The sequence below is a fragment of the Paenibacillus sp. FSL R10-2771 genome (assembly GCF_038000205.1).
GTDB lineage: Bacteria > Bacillota > Bacilli > Paenibacillales > Paenibacillaceae > Paenibacillus_AQ > Paenibacillus_AQ phytohabitans.
The window spans coordinates 7608032-7627479 of the sequence record NZ_JBBOBM010000001.1 but is presented as its reverse complement, the minus strand read 5'-3'; the positions used below and the strand labels follow the sequence as shown (position 1 = coordinate 7627479).

Genomic DNA, 19448 nt, shown 5'->3' with positions numbered 1-19448 from the left:
GAAGGCAGTTGCTGCTTTAACTATGCGAAAGGATGTTGAGTATGCCCTATTCGAACACAATCAACCCTAACCGTATCCCGGAGCGGATCGACAAGGTCATTGATGAGACACTAACCGACAAGCGCCTGGCAGGTGTTGTCATAAAGGTAGCGTTAGATGGACAACTCATCTATAGCCGTGCTGCTGGTTATGCTAGCCGTGAGCTAAACCACCCTATGCGGGAGGACGCGTTGTTCCGGCTTGCCTCGGTTTCCAAACCGATTACCTCTACGGCAGCCCTGATTCTGGTGGCGCAAGATCGCCTGAAGCTGGATGACCGTGTAGACCGGTGGCTGCCGGACTTTAAGCCACGGCTGGAGAACGGAGAGACTGCAGCAATGACTGTCCGTCACTTAATGACGCACACTGCTGGTCTGACCTACCGCTTCTTTCAGGAAGAGGGCGGTTCCTATGAGCAGGCAGGTGTATCTGATGGCATGGATCAGTCTGGTATCACGCTTGAAGAGAACCTGAAGCGGCTCGCGTCTGTTCCACTTCTCTATAAACCAGGCACCCAGTGGAGGTATTCTATTGCCACAGATGTGCTGGGGGCAGTAATTGCTAACGTTAGCGGGAACACACTCAGTGAAACGATCCGCTCACTTATTACTCAACCCCTCGATATGACGGATACCAGTTTCATAGCCGTGGACCCGAAGCGCCTGACCACAGCTTATGCCGATGACATTCCGGGACTGCGGCCTATGAAGAATCCCGATAGGCTGGCCTTTGTAGAAGGAACTGCGGGCTTCCGGCTCGCCCCGGGCAGGGCGTTAGACAGTACTGCCTACACTTCCGGGGGAGCCGGTATGGTAGGCAGCGCCGGAGATTTTCTGCAGCTGCTGGAAACGTTGCGGAAAGGAGGAGCGCCCCTGCTGCCGGAATCCCTGGTCCGCGAAATGACCACCAACCAGATTGGTGACCTGCCCATGCCCTTCTGGCCGGGACGGGGTTTCGGCCTGGGGATCACAGTCCTTAAAGATCCTGCTGCCGCAGACACAGCGGAGTCCCTTGGTACATGGCGCATGGGCGGCACCTATGGCCATTCGTGGTTCGTCGATACCAGGCAGCGTCTAAGCGTGGTAGCCTTCACCAATACCGCACTGGAGGGCATGTCGGGTCCGTTCACGGTTGATCTTTGCAATGCTATCTATGGCAGATTGGACCCGTCATGAACAACATAAAAGAGAACGCCGGGAGGAGCAGCACAATTGCTTCCCCGCAGCAAAGCTCCAGTGCCCCTGCTTCCGTACGCCTTCCCTGGACCGGATTACTTGCTCTGGCAATGACCGGGTTTATCTGTATTCTGACTGAAACGATTCCCGCCGGACTCCTGCTTCAGATCAGTAAGGGGCTTGGAGTAACAGAGGCCATGGCGGGTCAGCTTGTTACCCTCTATGCCCTGGGTTCTTTACTCGCCGCCATTCCATTGACCACGGTAACACGCGGCTGGAGGCGGAGACCCTTGCTACTCATTTGCATCCTTGGTTTTCTCATATTCAATACCGTTACTGCCTTATCTTCGAGCTATCCCCTGACGCTTGCGGCCCGTTTCTTCGCGGGTGTGTCCGCTGGTGTCCTGTGGGGAATGATCGCAGGCTATGCACGGCGCATGGTACCGGAGCAGCTTAAGGGACGGGCTATGGCTATTGCAATGGCGGGAACGCCGCTTGCTCTGGCTCTCGGTGTCCCTGCCGGAACGTTTTTGGGTGATCTTGCAGGCTGGCGTAATATCTTTGGAGTCTTGTCGCTGTTCGCTCTGCTGCTGACCAGTTGGATACTCTGGAAGCTGCCGGACTATCCGGGAGAAGCTGCAGATAAGCGGCTCCCTCTAAATAAGGTCTTCACAAGCCCCGGAGTGCGGCCGATCCTGTTTGTCGTGCTGGCCTGGGTACTGGCCCACAATATCCTGTATACCTATATAGCACCGTACCTTACTCAGGCCGGGCTAACCGGACGCGTGGACCTGGTGCTTCTTATTTTCGGTATTACAGCACTTCTTGGCATCTGGTTAACAGGTATCTGGATAGATCGTCACCTGAGGCTGCTGGTTCTGATTAGCCTCACTGCATTTGCATTGGCATCTGTTCTGCTCAGCATAGGCAGCGGCAAGCCTGTTGTAATCTATCTAGTAGCTGCTGTATGGGGCTTAACGTTCGGGGGAGCAGCCACGCTGCTGCAAACAGCAATGGCTGCAGCAGGTGGAGAGAGTGCAGATGTAGCGCAATCCATGCTTGTAACCGCATGGAATCTGGCCATTGGCGGAGGCGGTATAATCGGTGGAATTCTTCTTGAAACAACGGGTGTCATGTCATTCCCATGGGTGTTGTTTGTCTTGCTGGCCCTCTCTGTATGGATAGTCCGGCGCAGCAGAACGCATGGATTCCCTCCAGGAACCATGGACATCCATCGCGATAAATAACTTCACGACCTCGTTATTCCTCATTTGCAGGTGCTGTATAATCTTTCTGTCCACAAGTGGAAACGAGAAAATAGAAGGATAAGTTATCATGTGAAACCTATAAATTCTTATATTTGTGCAAAAACAGCCGGGAACCCTCCCGGCTGTTCTTCAATATACATTAGGTTCCCGCCAATATCGGCATTGCGGAATTCAGCTGCTACCCCTGCTTAATCGACGCTGCCAGAATGATCTGTCCCCGCGGGGCGTCTCCCCCGTCATCCGGCTCCAGCGTAATTGCCACGGTATCGTAGGCCTTCGGATCAAACGAATAATAGAGTGCCCCGTTTCCGTCCTGTGAGATGAAGGTGCCCGCATTCTGCGGCGTATCCCCTTTGATCAGCCATACCTGATAGACCTCTGTGCCTGTAAGCTCCGGCAGATCCTCCGCCTGGATTACGAGGTGGGTCCCGGATGTATCAGTGACAATGGTCGCTACACCCTTGGCCGAAACAGCCTCTCCCGACGGGCTAAGCGCCACCGTCTCATTCACCTTAAGCCCCTGCAAGGGCCCGGTGCCGGAGGCAATCTGCCGCTGCAGCTGGTCTACATCGCCGCGCAGCTGGCCGGTATAGACAATCAGCAGCAGCACGGCCACAGCCAGTCCGAGGCTTAAGTACCCCCAGAAGCGGGTCTTTCTAGGCTCCGGGATTCTCGCCTTGGGCAGGCCCTGTTCTATAGGTGCCACCTTAACGGACTCACGCTCAATGGTGCGTTCTGCCGCAGGCTGAATATTAGGGCTGGCTTTCGGCGGAGCAGCCGGTGTACTCAACTTTTCCGACTCTAATACCCGTGATAATATCCGATCCTTCATTCCGGAAGGCGGCTCTGCGGGCTCGGAAGCAAGGGGAAGATGGTCCAGTACCTGCCGGTATTCACTTACCAGCTCCTTGCATTCACTGCAGGCTTCTGCATGGGCAGCGAACTGCGCTGTCTCTTCTGGCGTCAGTGCGCCCAGAACATATAATTCGGCCAGTTCACAGAGATCATCCTTATGTTCACTCATGCGCATGATCCCTCCTTCCCCAGTGCCGTAATGATTTGTGCAGCTGCTTCATTGCCAATCGGACCCTTCCTTTGACCGTCCCCAGCGGAATTGCCGCAAGGTTCGCTACTTCCTGCTGGGTATAGCCCTGATAATAAATCATATCCATCACCTGCTGCTGATCCCGGCTGAGCCCCAGCAGCGCGTCCCTGATCTGTTCCCCGGCCATCTGCAGCTCAACGAGATCCTCGGTCAGCTTTGTATGGTCCTGAATCATATCCAGATTCCCGGAGTCTGCAGATTGCTGCGGCAGCCGGGAGCTGCGTTTGCGGAGATCATCAATCGCCAGATTGCGGGTAACTGCGAACATCCAGGTAAGCAGCTTGCCCCTGCCGAAATCAATCTGCTCCGCATTCTTCCATACCCGCAGGAACAGTTCCTGCATTACTTCTTCAGCGGCCATCGAATCCTTCACGATCTGGTAAGCGAAACTATAGATTACCCGTTCATATCGGTCATAGAGCAGTTCGAGGGCATTCGAGTCTTTCTGTGCAATAAGCAGAATTAACTGCTTATCGTCAGCTGTGTCATTCAATTGCCATCCCCCATTCAACAAAAATTTAGTACCCCGGCACTCCAGCGCTGAACTTCCTGCGTTTCACTGAGTATAACCGCTTTGCACAAGCGGCTCAACTTTGAATCAAAGATCATGCCCTCCGGAATTGAAGCCAGGCCGGCTTCCATATATGATAGCTATATCATATCCGCAAAGGGAGGATTCATTTCCGTGGCCGTACTTATTAATGAACAGATTAGAGCAGCTGAGGTCGAGCTTACCGGGCTGAAGGGCCAGAAGCTCGGCACCGTATCCAGAGACGAGGCGCTGGCTATGGCCAGATCCGCAGGAGCCGATCTGGTCTGCACCTCGCTGATGAGCAGTCCGCCGCCCTGCAGCCTGGTCGCCAAGGGCAAAGGCAAAGCCGCTGCGCAAGCGGCCCGCAAGGGCGATACCAGCCGTCCGCAAGGCGGCGGAGGCAGCCATGAGAAGGTGAAGGAGCTGCGCTTCACCGCCCATATTGAAGAGCATGACTACGACACGAAACTGCGTCAGGCGGACAAGCATCTGCGCTCCGGCAAGCCGGTGCAGCTGGTTGTGAAGTCTTCCGGTGCGAAGGAAGCGGCTGCCGCGAAGGCAGTCCTGGAGCGTCTGCTTGCAGATCTGAAAGAGGCCGGAAGCAAAACCACAGGAATTCAGACCAGCGGCAAAGGTGCACAGGTACGGGTAAATCCGCGTACGTAATATTGTTGTGAGAGCAACAGGTGGAAAAAAGTATCTTAATTTACCTGTTTCTGAGGGATGGACCGAAGCAAGTGGAAAAACAACATCTAATATTGTTAGGTTTAGCTACTGTGAGTGAAAAGGGAGGATTTAAGTGCTGTTTGTCCAACTATTATTGGAGCAGGGTTCTATCGTTCAACAGCAAGTGGACAATATCCAACTATTTCCGGTCCTCATAGCATCCGAGCTTGTCCGTTCGTTCTCTCTAGTTCGAAGCATATACATTCTTATCTATGAAGTGGAAACGGCTTTGCTGTCCTGTAAAAGGACGGCAAAGCCGTTATTCTTGAACCCCATCTTCTTCCACTCATCTTGCCCCGCCGGGCCGCTCATCTTCTACTCGTCTCCCATACATCTCCCGCTCATCCTAGGGTTATCTTCAACTGCCAAGCCGCCCAGCAAACCGCAACCTTTCCAGCACATGCAGCAGCTCACCGTTGCAGTCCTCATAATCGCCGGTTAGTCCGGCCAGCTCCCGTTCAAACCGGAAGCCCAGCTTCTGGAATACTCCGAGCGACGCTGTGTTCCGCGGATCTGCCTTGGCATATAACCGGTCCAGCCCGATTACATTGAAGGCATAAGCCGTAAGCGCCCGGGCGGCCTCGGTGGCATACCCCCGGCCCCAATGCTCACGCCCGATCAGATAATACAGCTCGGTATCCGGTGCGCTGAAATCCAGTACGCCGAGGCCGCACCAGCCGATCAGCTGTCCGGTTGCCTTGCTGCAAACCGCGAACGAATATTTGAACGGCAGCTCAAACGGCGTATGATAGCTGAACATCAGCCAGCGGAACAATCCTTCATATTCATGCCGCTGCATGACCTCCATATGCATGAAGGCCAGCACCTCCGGATTCTGCATCAGCGCGAAGGAGGCGCCAAGATCACTTTCAATATAAGGACGGATGATCAGACGCTCTGTTTCGAGCCTCATCGCAGCTAACGTTATATTCATTTAGGTGGCCCCGCTTTCAAGTCCTGTCTGTAACCCAGCATAGTACAAGCGAAAGAAGGTCCACAAGGTAAAAGATGATTTAATCCGTTTGCCCCCTGCCGTTATTCCACAGCGTTCTGAAGGAATCACAGCTGCGGATCAGGGAATCGAAATTCCCCTCCCCTACCAGCCTTCCCTGCTCCATCACCAGAATCTGGTCTACTCCGCTGATGAAATTCAGCCGGTGCGCAATAATAATAACCGTCTTGTTCCTGAACTCTGCAAACACCGTTTCCATCAGGCTTTTCTCCGTAATATTATCCAGCGCCGAGACCGGTTCATCGAGGATGATCAGATTCCGCTTCTGCAGGAGCGCCCGGGCAAAAGCCAGCCGCTGCCGCTCACCCCCCGACAACTTCAGGCCCCGCTCACCCACCATCGTCTCCAGCTTCTCCGGCAGCTCCAGCACCTTCTCCTTCAGATGGACCTTATCCAGAACCGCATACAGCTCCTCATCCGGCACATCCTGGTCAAACACCATATTGCCCCTGATCGTAGTATCGAATACCGGACTGTCCTGCGACAGATAAGAGATATGATCATAGTAGCTGTTCAGGCTCAGCTCATCGATATCCGTGCCGTCCACCAGCAGCTTGCCGCCGCTTTTCTTCAGCAGGCCCGTAATCAGCTTAATGACCGTCGACTTTCCGCTTCCGCTTAAGCCAACCAGTGCAACCGAGGTTCCGTGCGTGATGGAGAAGGACAACCGGTCCAGCACCTGAACCTCCCCGTAGCCGAAGGACACGTCCCTGAATTCAAGATCGCCCTGCAGCCCGGCCACCGCCTTCCCCTTCTCCAGGTTGGCGTCCTCCGGAGCGTTCAGAAATTCACCGAACCGCTGATAGGTCACCCTGTTCAGCTTGTAGCCGACGAATAACACGTTGAAGATGGCAATCGGTGTATATATTTTCTCAATGAACATGAACAAGGCCACCATCACCCCGACCGAGGCCTGCCCGGACACCACATTCTTCACTCCATAGAGCAGGACAATCACTTTAATGACCGTAATGAACAACTCGAATAAGGCAAAAAAAGACTCATGGATCATCTGCAGCTGAGCGCTTTTGCTGATAATCTGCCGTGCGGTCTCGTTCAATCTGCCGATCTCCTGCGCATACTTCTTATTGGTCCGGAACACAACCAGCTCCATGAATCCGCGGATTGAATAGCGGGACATGGACTCCTGCTCCTTAAGCACAGCCGCTTTAATCCGGTAGAGGTATTTCAGCAGCACATTCGTGATCACGAAGATCACCACATACCCGCCCGCAATCACCAGCATGATTCTGAGGTCATAATAGCTGATGAAGAACAAGCTGAAGAGGATGGTAGGCAGCAGCTCATGCAGTGTCCCCAGAATAAAAGTAAACAGAATGCTGTTCCCGGCCGCCGCGCCGTTCTCAATTACCTTGATCATCTGGCCTGTGCCCATATTCTGATAGGCGGTATAATCCATTCTGGAGATTTTGGACAAGGCCAGGATCTTCAGCCTTTCCGTGATGCTGTTTGACAGATGGGCGCCCGGATATTCATCCGCATAATTCAGAAGTACATTCGCGCCCAGCAGCACCCCGTAGACGACAATCCAATGTGTGATTTCACTGAAGCCCGTTCCATCCACCGCCTGATCGAGAATCTTCTGAAAGACCACTATGCCCAGACTGCTTATGAACTGAATGATGAAACCAAGAAGGATATACAGAGCAATCCACCCTTTGAGGTGGACAAGACATTTCCGCAGCATAATTACAATCTCCAATCTTGAAATGAGTATAAAAAAGCCGGGACCACGCTTCGCCACCCAACGCTAATGAACCCCCTGCATATGCAGTATGGTCCTTACGTTGGATAACTCAGTGTCCCGGCTCTAAAAATGAATGCCTGGCACCGTCCAAGGTTATAGTTATCATGTGATCAAAAAGGCAGACTGCCCCCTTGATGGCTGGTACGCGTTCAACCCAGCCCGATAACTAGTTCCTTACGACGGTACGGTATGGCATCCATTTCACCCCGATTGTAAGATTGTCTTGTTCCTAATCCAGCATGGAGCGCAGCCAAGCCGCCGATTGCTCCATATAACCCAGCTGGTCTACAGCATCGAAATGCTCGATGGCCAGCGTATCTGCGTATCCCTCTGCCTTCAGCAGCCGGAGCACCTCGGCGATCCGGATGCAGCCTGAGCCTGCAGGGGACGGATACAGCGGAATCCCGCTTGCGCTGATTCTGGGCTGCCCGCCGCTGTCTTCCAGCGACCGGTCCTTGCAGTGGACATGGATTATCCGGTCCTTCAGCTTCGTGAACGCTTCCAGTTCATCCTCGCCGCGGTAGATGAAGTTCCCGGTATCGAACGTGATCGCCAGCTTAGGCACCTGCTCCAGGAACCAGAGCAGCTCGTCCGCCGACGAGAACGGCGCCCGGATATCGTCGAAGTCCTCCATCGTTACACGGATGCCCTTACGCTCCGCGTAATCACAAATGGCATTCAGCGCAGCAGCCATGCTCTGAAGAGCCTGACTCCGCTGCTCCGGGCTGGCCGTCTTTTCCATGAAACCCGGAATGACCAGCACCTTGCCGGCTCCCAAATAGGCTGCTGTATCAATGAATGCATACCCCGGCTCCGGTGCAGGCTGATTGCCGAAGTCAAAAAAAGCATACATCGACGCCACGGAGATCGACGCTGCATCCAGCCTTTTTTTCATCGCCTCTGTACCGGTCAGCGCCTCTTCCAGATCAAGCTCTACCGCTTCAATGCCATAGGCATACACTTTGTCCAGTACATCCGTAAGCGGCAGGCCGCTCTGCTCGCTTGCCTTCACAATATGATTGTAAAATACCGATAGCTTCAAGCTCTCCAGCCCCTCTCAGCCTAACGCTTAGTATCCTCTGTATCCTTAGAATCCGAGTTACCTTCCGCTTCTTCGGCCGAATCCTCAGCATCCCCAGAATCCTCAGAATCCTCAGAATCGTCAGGACTCTCCTGCACGCCCGCTTCATTCCGGCTCCATTCTAGGAACTCAATAATGTCCTGATCCTCAGGGTCCAGCTTATGGGCCTTCTCAAAAGCCTTGATCGCCTCATCGTACTGGTCCAGATAATAATGCGCGTAACCGACGCGGAAATGCCACAGCGGATCTTTTTTGCCTTTGTCGGCAGTCTTATTGAACCATTTAAGCGCTTCCTTATAACGTCCCAGATTATTGAGCGCCCGGCCAAGATGAACCGCAAGCTCATCATCGATCAGCGGGGTAGGAACCTCTTTGATGCGGGATACGATTTGTTCGAATTCATCTTCCTCATGCCAAGCATTCAATTGCGCAATTAACTCTTGTCTCATTACAAACAGCCTCCCGGTTAATATATCCATTCCTCTAAGAGTTACTTTATCATTTTCACGGAGAGTTTCCCACTGTTGCCCTGTCCGTCCTAAGCCGGGATGGCGATCTCGAAGGTGGTCCCCTTTCCTTTTTCGCTTCTAACCTCGATAACTCCCTTAACTTTGTTGATCGCACTGTAAGCCATGAGCATTCCCAGACCCGTACCTTCTTCTTTGGTGGAATAGTAGGGTTTGCCCAGACGTGAGATTTCATCCTTCGTCATCCCGATACCGGTGTCGCGGATGCTAATAATAATATTCTGTTTTCTTTCGGAGATATCAATGGTCAGAACGCCGTCATCCATTCCCTTCATCGCTTCGATTCCGTTTTTGTACAGATTAATCAGACATTGCTGCATCAGATTCCGGTCATAATGGGCGCAGAGTGAGTTGTTGAAGCTGAACTCGACCGCTACTTTGTGGATTGTGGCATACGGCATGATGACATTCTTGGTGTACTCACACTCGGCCTGGAGGTTGGAGTAGACCATATTCTCCGACTGCGGCTTGGCAAAAGAGAGATAATCGCTGATGATCTTCTCCGCCCGGTTCAGCTCCAGCAGCGACAGTTCAATATATCCCTTCTCTTCGGGCGTAAGCGTCTTCGATTTGTTCAGCAGCTGAAGGAACCCGCTCGTCACGGTTAACGGATTCCGCATCTCATGGGAGACGCTGGCCGCCAGCTCGCTAACCACATTAAGCCGCTCCGACTGCATAATCCGGTCACGATTCTTAAGATTGGTAATGATCTGCTCCAGCAGAATCATTAAGACCGCCATCACCGCTGCATGAGTGGTCAAAGCATAGAAGGTGAGCATCCAGAACTGCATATCCAGCGACTCCATAACCATGCTCAGCACAATCAGATAACAGCCCATCGTAAGCACGGCAATGACGGTTGCCCAGCTGATCCGTGTCCTTAGCTTCGAACGGATAAATCTTGAACTTAATAACGGCACAACGATCAGAACTGCTGTTGAAAAAAGAAACGAGTGAATCGTTCCCTCTCCGCCTATATAGAAACGGTATACGTTTAGTATCAGATAGAGCGGAAGAACATTTTTGTACCCTCCATACAAAGCTGCGATAAGAAACGGAATATACCGCAGGTCAAAGATAAACCCCGTCTCCAGCCGGATCGGCTTGGCGATACACAGGATCATGGTTATAGCTGTGAGCAGCACAAGAATCTTCCGGTTATAGGCGTGCGGCCTATTCTCAAAGAAGATCAGAAAGATAAGTACCGGAAACAGCATAAACAAGAAATTAAGAAGCAACGTCTCAAACAAGGTTAACTTCCTTTCGGCTCCAATACTGGTATGGTATCTGCATTTGTGTTCTGTGCACTATACTTAGAACATTACGCTAATCTATTATTATAAGTAAAGCTAAACCAGATTACTATTATAATCTTCTATGATTTTCCATTATTTTACCACATGTTATGGACTCTGCTATAATCAATGGACATGCCTAAATAACTGCATCTCAGGGGAGGAAGCATTATGGCTTTTACCATTAATAATCTGAAGGATAACCCTAATGTTGTGATTAAAGAACAGCTTGGCGGATTCTCGGTCATTGAATACAAGGAGGATCTTAGCAGCACCTCCATGCTGGAAGCCCAGGCCAACTTCTTCATGAGCAAGAGCAATATGCGCAACAAGCAGCTGATGATTGAGCTTACGAATAGCGAGGTTATGCTGAGCGCAGGCGCTATGCAGTATATGATCGGCAATATCGAGATGACGTCGGGTGTCAAAGGTGTCGGCGGCCTGATGCGCAATATAATATCCAGTGCAGCAACCGGCACGAGTGCCATCAAACCGCTCTATAAAGGGACAGGGACGATTATGCTCGAAACCACCTACAAATATCTCTGGCTGATTGATGTCGACAACGACCATATCGTGATTGATGACGGCATGTTCCTGGCCTGCGAGACTACGCTGGATATTGCTGTCGCTGCACGCAAGAATGTATCCTCAGCCGTCCTCGGCGGAGAAGGGCTGTTCAACCTGAGCGCACGGGGTAAAGGGATTATCGCTCTTGAGGCTCCTATTCCATCCGAGGAAGCCGTGGTGGTCGAGCTGCAGAATGACGTGCTGAAGGTAGATGGCAATTTCGCGTTGATGTGGTCGAACTCGCTTGACTTTACCGTAGAGAAATCAGGGAAGACCCGCATGGGCTCTGCCGTTTCCGGCGAAGGCCTGGTCAATGTCTACCGGGGAACCGGTATGGTCTGGCTGGCACCGCTCATGAATTACAAGAACAGCCTGTTTCAGGCTGCACCTACCTCCTGATTCTGACGCCACTTGAGGCAATGCTCCATCCAACCTAAATTCATCTAAAGGACGGGCCATCCGTATGTCTATTCAAGCTGTACTATTTGATTTCGACGGAACACTCGCAGATACGCTGCCGTTATCCTTCCATGCGTTCCAGGCCGTATTTCAGCAATATGATCATAGAGAAGTCACCCGCGATGAACTTGTCGCCATGTTTGGCCCCACCGAGGAGGACATCATTGGCGGCAATTTCGCTGACCCGTCTTCCGTTCCGCAAGCTATAGAGGATTATTATTCGTTATATGAGCAGGGGCATTTCGGAGAATTTCAGAACGACGGGCATATTGTAGAATTACTTCAGGCCCTGAAGGCGCAAGGGATGAAGCTTGGCGTCATTACCGGTAAAAGCAGACGGGCCTATCAGATATCGGCCGGGGCGCTGGATCTGGATCGCTTCTTCGATATCTCAATCACCGGAGATGATGTCGTTAAGCCTAAGCCTGATCCCGAAGGCATACATTCGGCGCTGCGTACACTTGGCATTGCTCCCTCCAATGCTGTATTCGTTGGGGACAGTAATGCGGATATTCTCGCGGGCAAGGCTGCCGGACTGCAGACCTACGGTGTCCGCTGGCTGTCCACCTTCCAGAGCCAGGCTTACGATGTCCCGCCGGATGGCGTGTTTGACAGTGTTGATGAGTTCCGGAAGCTTCTCAAGTTAAATAGCATCATTGCAATGATGTATCATTCCAAGCAGCAAGCGGCGGACATTACTGTACTGGAGCAGCAGTGCAGCCACGCGGACTCGGTCCAATTAAGCTCAGATCTTGAGCATCTCGTCAAAGAGGATGGCGACCACGCCCTGCTCTGCTATCGCGGAAACCAGCTCATAGGTTTGCTGAGCTGGTTTGCTACCGAAGGCGATTATGCGCAGATTAATGCCATGGTCCATCCGGATTACCGCCGTGAGGGCGTATTCCGCAGTCTTGTGCAGCGGGCCAAGGAAGATATTGCGCCTCTCGCCGTACACAGGCTCAGCTACAGGGTTCCGAGCCGTTCACAGGCAGGACTCCGCGCGGCCCAGGCTATCGGTGCTGATTATGACCGCTCTGAATACTCGATGTCATATGCCCATACAGAATCCGGCAGAGAAGCGGCTCCGGCAGAATTGCGTCTGCTGCCTTTCTTGCCGGAGGACCTCGAATTCATGGTCTCCTGCTCGGCCCGGGCCTTCGGAGACTCCGAAGACGCCACCCGGGAGTATTTCCTGCAGACGAATGAACCGGAGCGTATCACCTATATTGCCTGGACGGGCAACCAGCGGATCGGCCTGATCCGGGTGAATTACGTGAATGAGGCAACAGCGTTTATCCATAATTTCTGCATATTGCCCGCTTGCCAGGGCCAAGGGTATGGCGGGAAGGTGCTCCGGCAGACTGTTGATCTCCTGCTGCAGAAGAACTACTCTTCGATCCGTCTAGGTGTTGTCACCGAGAATGAGCGGGCTTTGACCCTCTACCTCAATGCCGGCTTCAAGATCAATTTCGAGTATAAATATTACAGCGGCAGCCTGGAGTAAGCACAGATTAAGAAGGAGCGATATATGCCCGTTACCGAGAGTATTCCCTGGATTGCCGCATTTCTCATTCTGCTATCCGTAGTCTGGATTGTGCTCGTAAGCTGGAAGAACGGAATATCGCCGATGCCCGCGTCCAGGGCTGCAAGAGCGGCAGTAGCCGGGGAGGTGAACCGTATCCCGGGATATGCCAATGTTCTGGAGGCAGGGTCGGGCTGGGGTACGCTGGGCCTGGAAGTGATCCGCCGCTGCCCCGGCAAACGGCTGACCGGCATAGAGAACTCAAGGCTTCCCCTATGGTTCTCACAGCTGTTTGCGGTAGTATGCACACGATTCCTGCCAGTGAAGGGCGAACGGGAGCGGCTGCGGGGCAAGGTCATTTTTAGGCGGGGCGATATATATAGAAGCTCTTATAGCGATGCCGATATTGTGCTCTGTTATCTGTTCCCCGGTGCCATGGAACGGCTTGCTCCCAAGTTCAGGCAGGAGCTGCCGCCGGGCGCAGCCGTGATCAGTGTCTGTTTCGCTCTGCCGGACAAGCAGCCGGTCCGCATCATCACCTGCCCGGACCGGCTCCGGACGAAGGTGTATGTCTACATTTTCTGAATATCAGCTGCGTAGAAACTGCAAATAGCCCAAAAGCATGCCGCTGCCTTGGGCCAATGGAGGGACCGCGTATTTCTAGGATTTGCCCTTATCCGCTAACTGCTCCTGTGCCAGGCGGACCATCTCCCGGACCATGGAGCCTCCGATTCTGCCGCCAATCTGCCCCGCAGATTCCGTGGTCAAATTGCCGTTATTGCCCGCCTGCAGCGGGATACCGAGCTCCTTAGCCACCTCGTATTTCACATCGTCCGGATGATTCGGATCCACATGGTATCCTTCCTGCTTCATGACCTCTGCTTTGAAGGTCTGCATGCCCTGGGCTGACCCGGGCACCGCATATTTCCTGTTTCTTCTCGCCATTTCGGATACACTCCTCTGCTGTCTTTTATCTAAGTTGCCCTGGAGTGTATGGGATTATCCCGCCTTAAGACTGCATCCCGTCTTCAATCCGCTTCATGAAGTCTTCTACCGCGCTGTATCCAAGCTGCTTGAGATACCAATTATTCGCAGCAGCTTCGATCAGGCCGGCCACATCGCGCCCCGGCTGAAGCTGAACCTCGATATGCGGGATTTGAACGCCGAGATATTCCGTGAACTGGGGAACCAGCTCCAGGTCATTGTTGAGTGAATTCTCCTGCCACGGTGCCAGCTCGATATCTAATACAATCCGCGTCTCATCCTGGAAGGCCCTGCGCCCGTACTGGCGTACGACATTGATCAGGCCGATGCTGCGCAGCGCCAGGAATTCGCGGGTCGTCTCATTATGCGTCCCGAGCAGCGTCGCCGGCCCCAGCTTCTTGAGCACTACAATATCATCGGCCACGAACCGGTGGCCCCGCCGGATGAGCGTATGCGCCGTTTCGCTTTTACCGATCCCGGACTTGCCCCGAAGCAGAATCCCGATGCCCGACACATTGACACATACCCCGTGAATCGACAGCTCCGGCGCCAGCGTTTTTACCAGATAGCTGTCCAGCTTGGCAATAAACTCCGTGGTCACCTCTGGTGTCCGCAGCAGCGGAATGCCCTCCTGATTACAGTATAAGGTGAGGTAAGGGATCTCTTGCTGGCCGCTCGTTACAATGAAACAAGGCGGATGATATTTGACGATATTGCCGATGTGCAGCATGCGTTCCTCTACACTCAGCGTCAATAAATAGTTGATCTCCTTGCGGCCGAGTACCTGCACCCGCGCCATCGGAAAGAAATCGAAATAACCGACGAACTCAAGCCCGGGTCTGTGCGTCCGTGGACGGGTAATGACGCGGTCCATGCGTTCTGCCCCTGCCAGCACTTCCAAATGAAACTTGTCCGTAAGATTCTGAACGGTGATAGATTTCATATTGTTCTCCTCCCAACCATATTCTTCCGATAGAATCACTTAAAAATCTTGTAATCTGCACACGCTAATTATATATTAAAATCAATATATAAGACCTTTGACCCAGAAAAATCAATAAAACACTAAATATATCAAGAAGGTGTAGTATATTGGCCTTGGAGTCTTGGATTGATCTGATGATGTGCTTTGTCTTGTTCCTTTTGTTTATATACATATTTGCTTCTGTAGGTACGATAACCAATTTGCACAAAGTCTACCTTGGTTTTCATTTCTCCATGATGATCTGGCCTTACTGCCAGTTTGCCATCCGGACCGTTGATGATCCAATCTATCAGCTATTCTATGTGAAGCTTGCCTTTATCGATGCCTCCCTGCTGACTACGGGGTGGATCTTCTTCACCATTCTGCTCTCTGGCCAATCGCAATTTCTTAACCGCAAAATATTAATCGCCCTGCTCGTTCCGGCATTCCTGTCGTCGCTGGGTGTGGTGCTGAATCCGAACGGCTGGTTTGTTCTTCCGGTAAACGGCGGTTATGTTGAGCGGATCTACGGACCTATTTTCTGGATCAACATGTCTATTGTTATTCTACACGCCATCGTATCGCTGTATATCATTTATGTAGCTCTGGTCTCCGATCAGGCGCCGCGAATCAAGAATCAGATCATGTATATGCTAAAAGGGATTCTTGCCGTCTGTGTCTTCCTGATGATCGATGTGTTCCTGAACGTAGTGCTGGACGATTACCTGCCGGTCATTCCGGGCTTTACTTCGCTAGGCATTGTCGTGTCAGCTACCTTCTTCGTGATTACCATTCACCAGGACAAAGTGTTTGATATTGTAACTATCGCCCACCAGGATATTATCAATACGATGGAATACGGAATTCTTGTCCTCGACGATCAAGAACAGGTGGTCGAGATCAACCAGGCTCTGCTTCCCCAGATCCGGCTGAATCCCGGGCAGAGGTTCGATATGGCCCGCCACCTGCCCGGCGGCAATATCGTGAAGACTGAACAGTTCCTGCAAACCTACCATGACCATCCGCTTGAGGTAGCCGAGACAGAACTAATGTATCCCGCACTCCAAATGTACATCAGCATTCATGCCGCACCGATTATGGTGAGCGGTGTGAGGGTGGGCCGGATTGTCACCTTCCAGAATATAACCGAGCTTCGGCGCCTCATTGATGAGACGAACCAGCAGAACACCATTCTGCAGGAGCGCAATTCCGCCTTAATTAAAGTCCAGGAAGAGCTATTCCAGACGAACGCCAAGCTCCGGAAGATGGCCATCACCGACAGCCTGACCGGCTGCTACAACCGCCATTATCTCATGCAGCAGCTGGAGAATGAATTAATGAAGGACCGGGATCCCAGGGTCCCTTCGACCATTATACTGATCGACATCGATTATTTCAAAATGGTCAATGACCGCTACGGCCACCTGGCCGGAGATGAGGTCATTTGCAGTACGGTAGAGGTCCTGCAGCGTAATCTGCGCCACTCCGATATTCTGTCCCGTTATGGCGGGGAGGAGTTCCTTATCTACCTGCCCGATACGGAAGAGGATGAGGCGTATGTGCTGGCAGAGCAGCTTAAATCAAGCATTGAGTCCAACCAGATCAGAATTGATCATATAGACGAGCCTATATCCATCACCATCAGCATAGGACTGCTCAGCATCGGGGAATTCAAGGTCACCCCGCCCATGAGCACAACAACTTACTTGAACGATTTGTTCAGATCGGCAGACAAAGCCTTGTACGCAGCCAAGCATCAGGGCCGCAATCAGATTGTTTCCGTGAAAAGATAGCGAATGCACATAAGCCACCCGGCTCAGGAAACGGGTGGCTTAACTTTTGTCCGCGGGGCTGTTCCCTACTGTAACTTTAATTATAGCTAAGCTTTCTCTATACATCCGGTTTCGCCAAGCAGGATAATGAATAACAGTTAGAACAATTCGTCAAAAGGGGATACAGCCGATGGATTATGATCATCTTATCCGCGAGATTAACCGCTCCTACCCGCTCCATATTGAGCAGATCCGGCTTCACCGGGAGATGATCAGCGGGGTGTATTTCGCAGAGGGCGAAGGTAAGCGTTATGTACTCAAAATATACCGCAGCTGCAAGACAGCCGATGCCCTGCAGTCCGTTCGTATTCTTGATTATTTAGAGGCTCATTCTTATCCTGCCGTTACTGTTCTGCGGACGGCGGGGCAGGAGAGTCATATCCTTCTTGAAGCTCAGGATGGCTTGCAGGCAGCGGTGCTCTTCCGCTATGCCGAGGGGGCTACGCCCGATGGGATAGCCGAAGCAGAGGTTATCGGTCAACAAACCGGAGAATTGCATCAGCTCATGCAGGGCTACCCGGATGAACTGATCCACCGGACAAAAACCGACTACATCGGTGACTATCTCTCCATTATGCGCGAACTGGACTGTGCTTCCGAGTCCGTTGCTGCGCTCGAACACTATGGCAATGAACTATGGAGCCGTATGTCAGATTTGCCTAGACACTTTTGTCATGGCGATCTGCATACAGGCAACATGCTCAGGGACAGCCGCGGGCAATACGTGCTTATGGACTTCGATGACGCTTCAGGTGATTATCCGGCCATGGATGTTGCCTATATGTCTGATAACACTCACTTTAATCTATTTCACGAGTCCATGTATGATAATACCCGGCGTCTGTTTGAGCAGTTCTATTCCGGATATAGTAAGGTACGGACCTTGAGTGACAAGGAGTGTTCAGCCGTATTCGATTTCATTGCGGTCAGGCATTATCAGATCATCTCCAGAATTGTCCGCTGCCAGGGTTTGCAGTCGGTATCCAAGGCGTTCTGCGATGAGCAGTATGGCTGGCTTATGAAATGGCGGGAGCTTTGTCTGAGCAAACCCTAATAAACCGGAATTCCGGATAATTCAAACCTGCTGTAACCTTTTTGCAGGACGGCACGTCTAAGATCACAAATAAACCACAAACTACTCTATGAGGTGACTGACAATGAAGAATACATTCAAGATCATTACTATATCGGCAGCGGCTGCTCTGGCGCTCAGCTTCGCGGGACAACAGTTCGCTTCCGCGGCAGCCTTCAAGGATATTAACAATGTGCAGGACAAAGACAAGATCATCGCTCTGCAGAATAGCGGCCTGATCAAAGGGATCAGCCAAGACCTGTTCGGTCCGAATATCAGTATCTCGGAGGCTGAAGGAGTACAGATGATCGTAAATGCACTAGACCTGAACCTTGACCTGATCCGGTTTGTGAAGGAGCCGCATGCTACCGACTATTTCAAGAATGCCAATGATTCCGCCTGGTATGCAGAGGCGCTCATTATTGCCGGTGTCCACGGGCTGGATCTGCCCGCCGACCTGAAGCCCAACCAGAAGCTGACGCGTGAAGAATTCACGCACCAGCTCATTGATGCGATTGAAGCCAGCGGCCAGCTGCCGATGATCAAGCCGGTTGTTATTGATTATAAGGACCAGGATCAAGTTAAGGCAGAGTATTCCGGTTCGATCCAGCGCGCCCTGAACTACGGTGTCCTGAAGCTGGATGAAAGTGGCAAGCTTAAGCCTAAGCAGGAAATCACCCGGGCTGAAGCAGCTGTAGCGATCAGCAATGCGCTGGCGTATCTGAAGGCACATCCGGCACCGGCTGCGCTGAGTGAGACGCTTACTGCCGAAGAGGCCGTTCAATTGATTAAGGAGGCTGTAGGTCCGGAAGCAGACCTGCAGATCAAGATCGACCCGGCTGCCAGCATATCCCGCGAATCATTCACCTACCTGCTGGTGCATACCCTCCAGACCAGCGGCCAGCTGCCGATGTTCAAGCTTATTCCAGTTGAAGTTGCAGATGAGAGTCAGATGGATATCTCCAATTCAGGCGCTATTCAAACCGCACTGGCGCTTGGCTTCGTTACACTGGATGAGTCCGGCAATTTCAATCCGAAGGGTGATATTACACGTACCGCCGGTACGGATATCGTGAATAAAGCGCTGGAATACTTGAAGGCTCATCAAGCACCCGCAGCAGAGAGCGAAGTTCTCACGGCTGAGCAAGCCGTTCAGTTGATCAAGGAAGCCGCAGGACCGAAGGCTGATCTGCAGATCAAGATTGATCCGGCAGCCAGCATGACCCGCGAGTCGTTCACCTACCTGCTGGTGCATACCCTCCAGACCAGCGGCCAGCTGCCGCTGCTTAATCTGATTCCGGTAGAGATCAAGGATAACGACAAGATCAATATCCTGAACTCGGGAGCCATTCAGACGGCCATCGCCTTGAAGATCGTGAAGCTGGATGCTGACGGCAAGTTCAATCCGCAGGCTGGAATCACCCGTACAGACGCGGCCGCTATGGTTAGCCAGGTTCAGGAGATCCTGAAGCGGGCTGCTGCGAATCAATAATACCCGGAACATTCCAATTTTCCGC

General features: G+C 52.3%; 18 protein-coding genes. 9 read left to right on the top strand and 9 right to left on the bottom strand.

Annotated elements, in window-relative coordinates; genetic code table 11:
• The first annotated feature begins 41 nt into the window (after positions 1–41).
• A complete protein-coding gene (locus NSU14_RS33150) occupies positions 42–1214 on the top strand; it encodes a serine hydrolase domain-containing protein (RefSeq protein WP_340948601.1) in 1173 nt (390 codons plus the stop codon).
• A complete protein-coding gene (locus NSU14_RS33145; RefSeq protein ID WP_340948600.1) occupies positions 1211–2461 on the top strand; it encodes an MFS transporter in 1251 nt (416 codons plus the stop codon). Before NSU14_RS33150 ends, NSU14_RS33145 begins: the two co-directional genes overlap by 4 nt.
• Positions 2462–2660: 199 nt before the next feature.
• On the opposite strand, the gene NSU14_RS33140 is transcribed toward NSU14_RS33145, so the two are convergent.
• Both NSU14_RS33140 and NSU14_RS33135 read right to left on the bottom strand, forming a co-directional pair.
• The gene (locus tag NSU14_RS33140; protein WP_340948599.1) at positions 2661–3506 is read right to left on the bottom strand and encodes an anti-sigma factor; all 846 of its coding nucleotides are present in this window, start codon (positions 3504–3506) and stop codon (positions 2661–2663) included.
• Positions 3499–4080 (bottom strand): RNA polymerase sigma factor, encoded by a 582-nt coding sequence (locus NSU14_RS33135; RefSeq protein WP_042140486.1) that lies wholly within the window; start codon positions 4078–4080, stop codon positions 3499–3501. The genes NSU14_RS33140 and NSU14_RS33135 overlap by 8 nt, the downstream gene beginning before the upstream one ends.
• 192 nt (positions 4081–4272) lie before the next feature.
• Between NSU14_RS33135 and infC the strand changes: the two genes are divergently transcribed.
• Positions 4273–4785 carry a translation initiation factor IF-3 gene (infC, locus tag NSU14_RS33130; protein WP_076243756.1) on the top strand — a complete coding sequence of 171 codons (513 nt, stop codon included), beginning with the start codon at positions 4273–4275 and terminating at the stop codon, positions 4783–4785.
• Positions 4786–5203: 418 nt separating this feature from the next.
• Here infC and NSU14_RS33125 read toward each other — a convergent pair whose 3' ends face one another.
• The 5 genes from NSU14_RS33125 to NSU14_RS33105 all read right to left on the bottom strand — a co-directional run bounded on the left by NSU14_RS33125 (position 5204) and on the right by NSU14_RS33105 (position 10471).
• The gene (locus tag NSU14_RS33125) at positions 5204–5779 is read right to left on the bottom strand and encodes a GNAT family N-acetyltransferase (protein ID WP_076243667.1); all 576 of its coding nucleotides are present in this window, start codon (positions 5777–5779) and stop codon (positions 5204–5206) included.
• A gap of 79 nt (positions 5780–5858) precedes the next feature.
• Positions 5859–7565 (bottom strand): ABC transporter ATP-binding protein, encoded by a 1707-nt coding sequence (locus NSU14_RS33120; RefSeq protein WP_076243668.1) that lies wholly within the window; start codon positions 7563–7565, stop codon positions 5859–5861.
• Positions 7566–7854: 289 nt separating this feature from the next.
• Positions 7855–8667, bottom strand: coding sequence for a sugar phosphate isomerase/epimerase family protein (locus tag NSU14_RS33115; protein ID WP_340948598.1), 813 nt, complete (start codon positions 8665–8667; stop codon positions 7855–7857).
• Positions 8668–8687: 20 nt separating this feature from the next.
• Entirely contained in the window at positions 8688–9155 is a 468-nt protein-coding gene (locus NSU14_RS33110) for a tetratricopeptide repeat protein (RefSeq protein ID WP_076243670.1), read from the bottom strand.
• 89 nt (positions 9156–9244) lie between these two features.
• Positions 9245–10471: an ATP-binding protein gene (locus tag NSU14_RS33105; protein ID WP_340948597.1), complete on the bottom strand. Its 1227-nt coding sequence runs from the start codon at positions 10469–10471 to the stop codon at positions 9245–9247.
• Between the two features lie 228 nt (positions 10472–10699).
• On the opposite strand from NSU14_RS33105, the gene NSU14_RS33100 reads away from it, so the two are divergent.
• From NSU14_RS33100 to NSU14_RS33090, 3 genes are all read left to right on the top strand, one after another.
• On the top strand, positions 10700–11497 hold the full coding sequence (locus tag NSU14_RS33100; RefSeq protein WP_039296152.1) for an AIM24 family protein: 798 nt from the start codon (positions 10700–10702) through the stop codon (positions 11495–11497).
• A 64-nt stretch (positions 11498–11561) separates the two neighbouring features.
• Positions 11562–13061: a GNAT family N-acetyltransferase gene (locus NSU14_RS33095; protein WP_340948596.1), complete on the top strand. Its 1500-nt coding sequence runs from the start codon at positions 11562–11564 to the stop codon at positions 13059–13061.
• Between the two features lie 24 nt (positions 13062–13085).
• A complete protein-coding gene (locus NSU14_RS33090) occupies positions 13086–13664 on the top strand; it encodes a class I SAM-dependent methyltransferase (RefSeq protein WP_042140491.1) in 579 nt (192 codons plus the stop codon).
• 75 nt (positions 13665–13739) lie between these two features.
• On the opposite strand, the gene NSU14_RS33085 is transcribed toward NSU14_RS33090, so the two are convergent.
• Complete coding sequence (locus NSU14_RS33085) at positions 13740–14024, bottom strand: alpha/beta-type small acid-soluble spore protein (protein ID WP_039296148.1); 285 nt, start codon at positions 14022–14024, stop codon at positions 13740–13742.
• A 64-nt stretch (positions 14025–14088) separates the two neighbouring features.
• Positions 14089–15006 (bottom strand): HPr(Ser) kinase/phosphatase, encoded by a 918-nt coding sequence (gene hprK, locus NSU14_RS33080; protein ID WP_039296145.1) that lies wholly within the window; start codon positions 15004–15006, stop codon positions 14089–14091.
• Between the two features lie 176 nt (positions 15007–15182).
• Between hprK and NSU14_RS33075 the strand changes: the two genes are divergently transcribed.
• From NSU14_RS33075 to NSU14_RS33065, 3 genes are all read left to right on the top strand, one after another.
• On the top strand, positions 15183–16820 hold the full coding sequence (locus NSU14_RS33075; RefSeq protein ID WP_340949035.1) for a histidine kinase N-terminal 7TM domain-containing diguanylate cyclase: 1638 nt from the start codon (positions 15183–15185) through the stop codon (positions 16818–16820).
• Between the two features lie 169 nt (positions 16821–16989).
• Positions 16990–17913: a phosphotransferase enzyme family protein gene (locus NSU14_RS33070; protein WP_340948595.1), complete on the top strand. Its 924-nt coding sequence runs from the start codon at positions 16990–16992 to the stop codon at positions 17911–17913.
• A 103-nt stretch (positions 17914–18016) separates the two neighbouring features.
• Positions 18017–19423, top strand: a complete 1407-nt coding sequence (locus tag NSU14_RS33065) for an S-layer homology domain-containing protein (protein WP_340948594.1) — start codon at positions 18017–18019, stop codon at positions 19421–19423.
• The last annotated feature ends 25 nt before the right edge of the window (positions 19424–19448 follow it).

Bases quoted from the DNA above. Each gene is read 5' to 3' on its own strand.
- NSU14_RS33110 (WP_076243670.1), bottom strand. From the start codon at position 9,155: ATGAGACAAGAGTTAATTGCGCAATTGAATGCTTGGCATGAGGAAGAT.
- NSU14_RS33085 (WP_039296148.1), bottom strand. From the start codon at position 14,024: ATGGCGAGAAGAAACAGGAAATATGCGGTGCCCGGGTCAGCCCAGGGC.
- hprK (WP_039296145.1), bottom strand. From the start codon at position 15,006: ATGAAATCTATCACCGTTCAGAATCTTACGGACAAGTTTCATTTGGAA.
- NSU14_RS33100 (WP_039296152.1), top strand. From the start codon at position 10,700: ATGGCTTTTACCATTAATAATCTGAAGGATAACCCTAATGTTGTGATT.
- NSU14_RS33120 (WP_076243668.1), bottom strand. From the start codon at position 7,565: ATGCTGCGGAAATGTCTTGTCCACCTCAAAGGGTGGATTGCTCTGTAT.
- NSU14_RS33065 (WP_340948594.1), top strand. From the start codon at position 18,017: ATGAAGAATACATTCAAGATCATTACTATATCGGCAGCGGCTGCTCTG.
- NSU14_RS33140 (WP_340948599.1), bottom strand. From the start codon at position 3,506: ATGAGTGAACATAAGGATGATCTCTGTGAACTGGCCGAATTATATGTT.
- NSU14_RS33090 (WP_042140491.1), top strand. From the start codon at position 13,086: ATGCCCGTTACCGAGAGTATTCCCTGGATTGCCGCATTTCTCATTCTG.
- NSU14_RS33070 (WP_340948595.1), top strand. From the start codon at position 16,990: ATGGATTATGATCATCTTATCCGCGAGATTAACCGCTCCTACCCGCTC.
- NSU14_RS33075 (WP_340949035.1), top strand. From the start codon at position 15,183: ATGATGTGCTTTGTCTTGTTCCTTTTGTTTATATACATATTTGCTTCT.
- NSU14_RS33125 (WP_076243667.1), bottom strand. From the start codon at position 5,779: ATGAATATAACGTTAGCTGCGATGAGGCTCGAAACAGAGCGTCTGATC.
- NSU14_RS33095 (WP_340948596.1), top strand. From the start codon at position 11,562: ATGTCTATTCAAGCTGTACTATTTGATTTCGACGGAACACTCGCAGAT.
- NSU14_RS33145 (WP_340948600.1), top strand. From the start codon at position 1,211: ATGAACAACATAAAAGAGAACGCCGGGAGGAGCAGCACAATTGCTTCC.
- NSU14_RS33150 (WP_340948601.1), top strand. From the start codon at position 42: ATGCCCTATTCGAACACAATCAACCCTAACCGTATCCCGGAGCGGATC.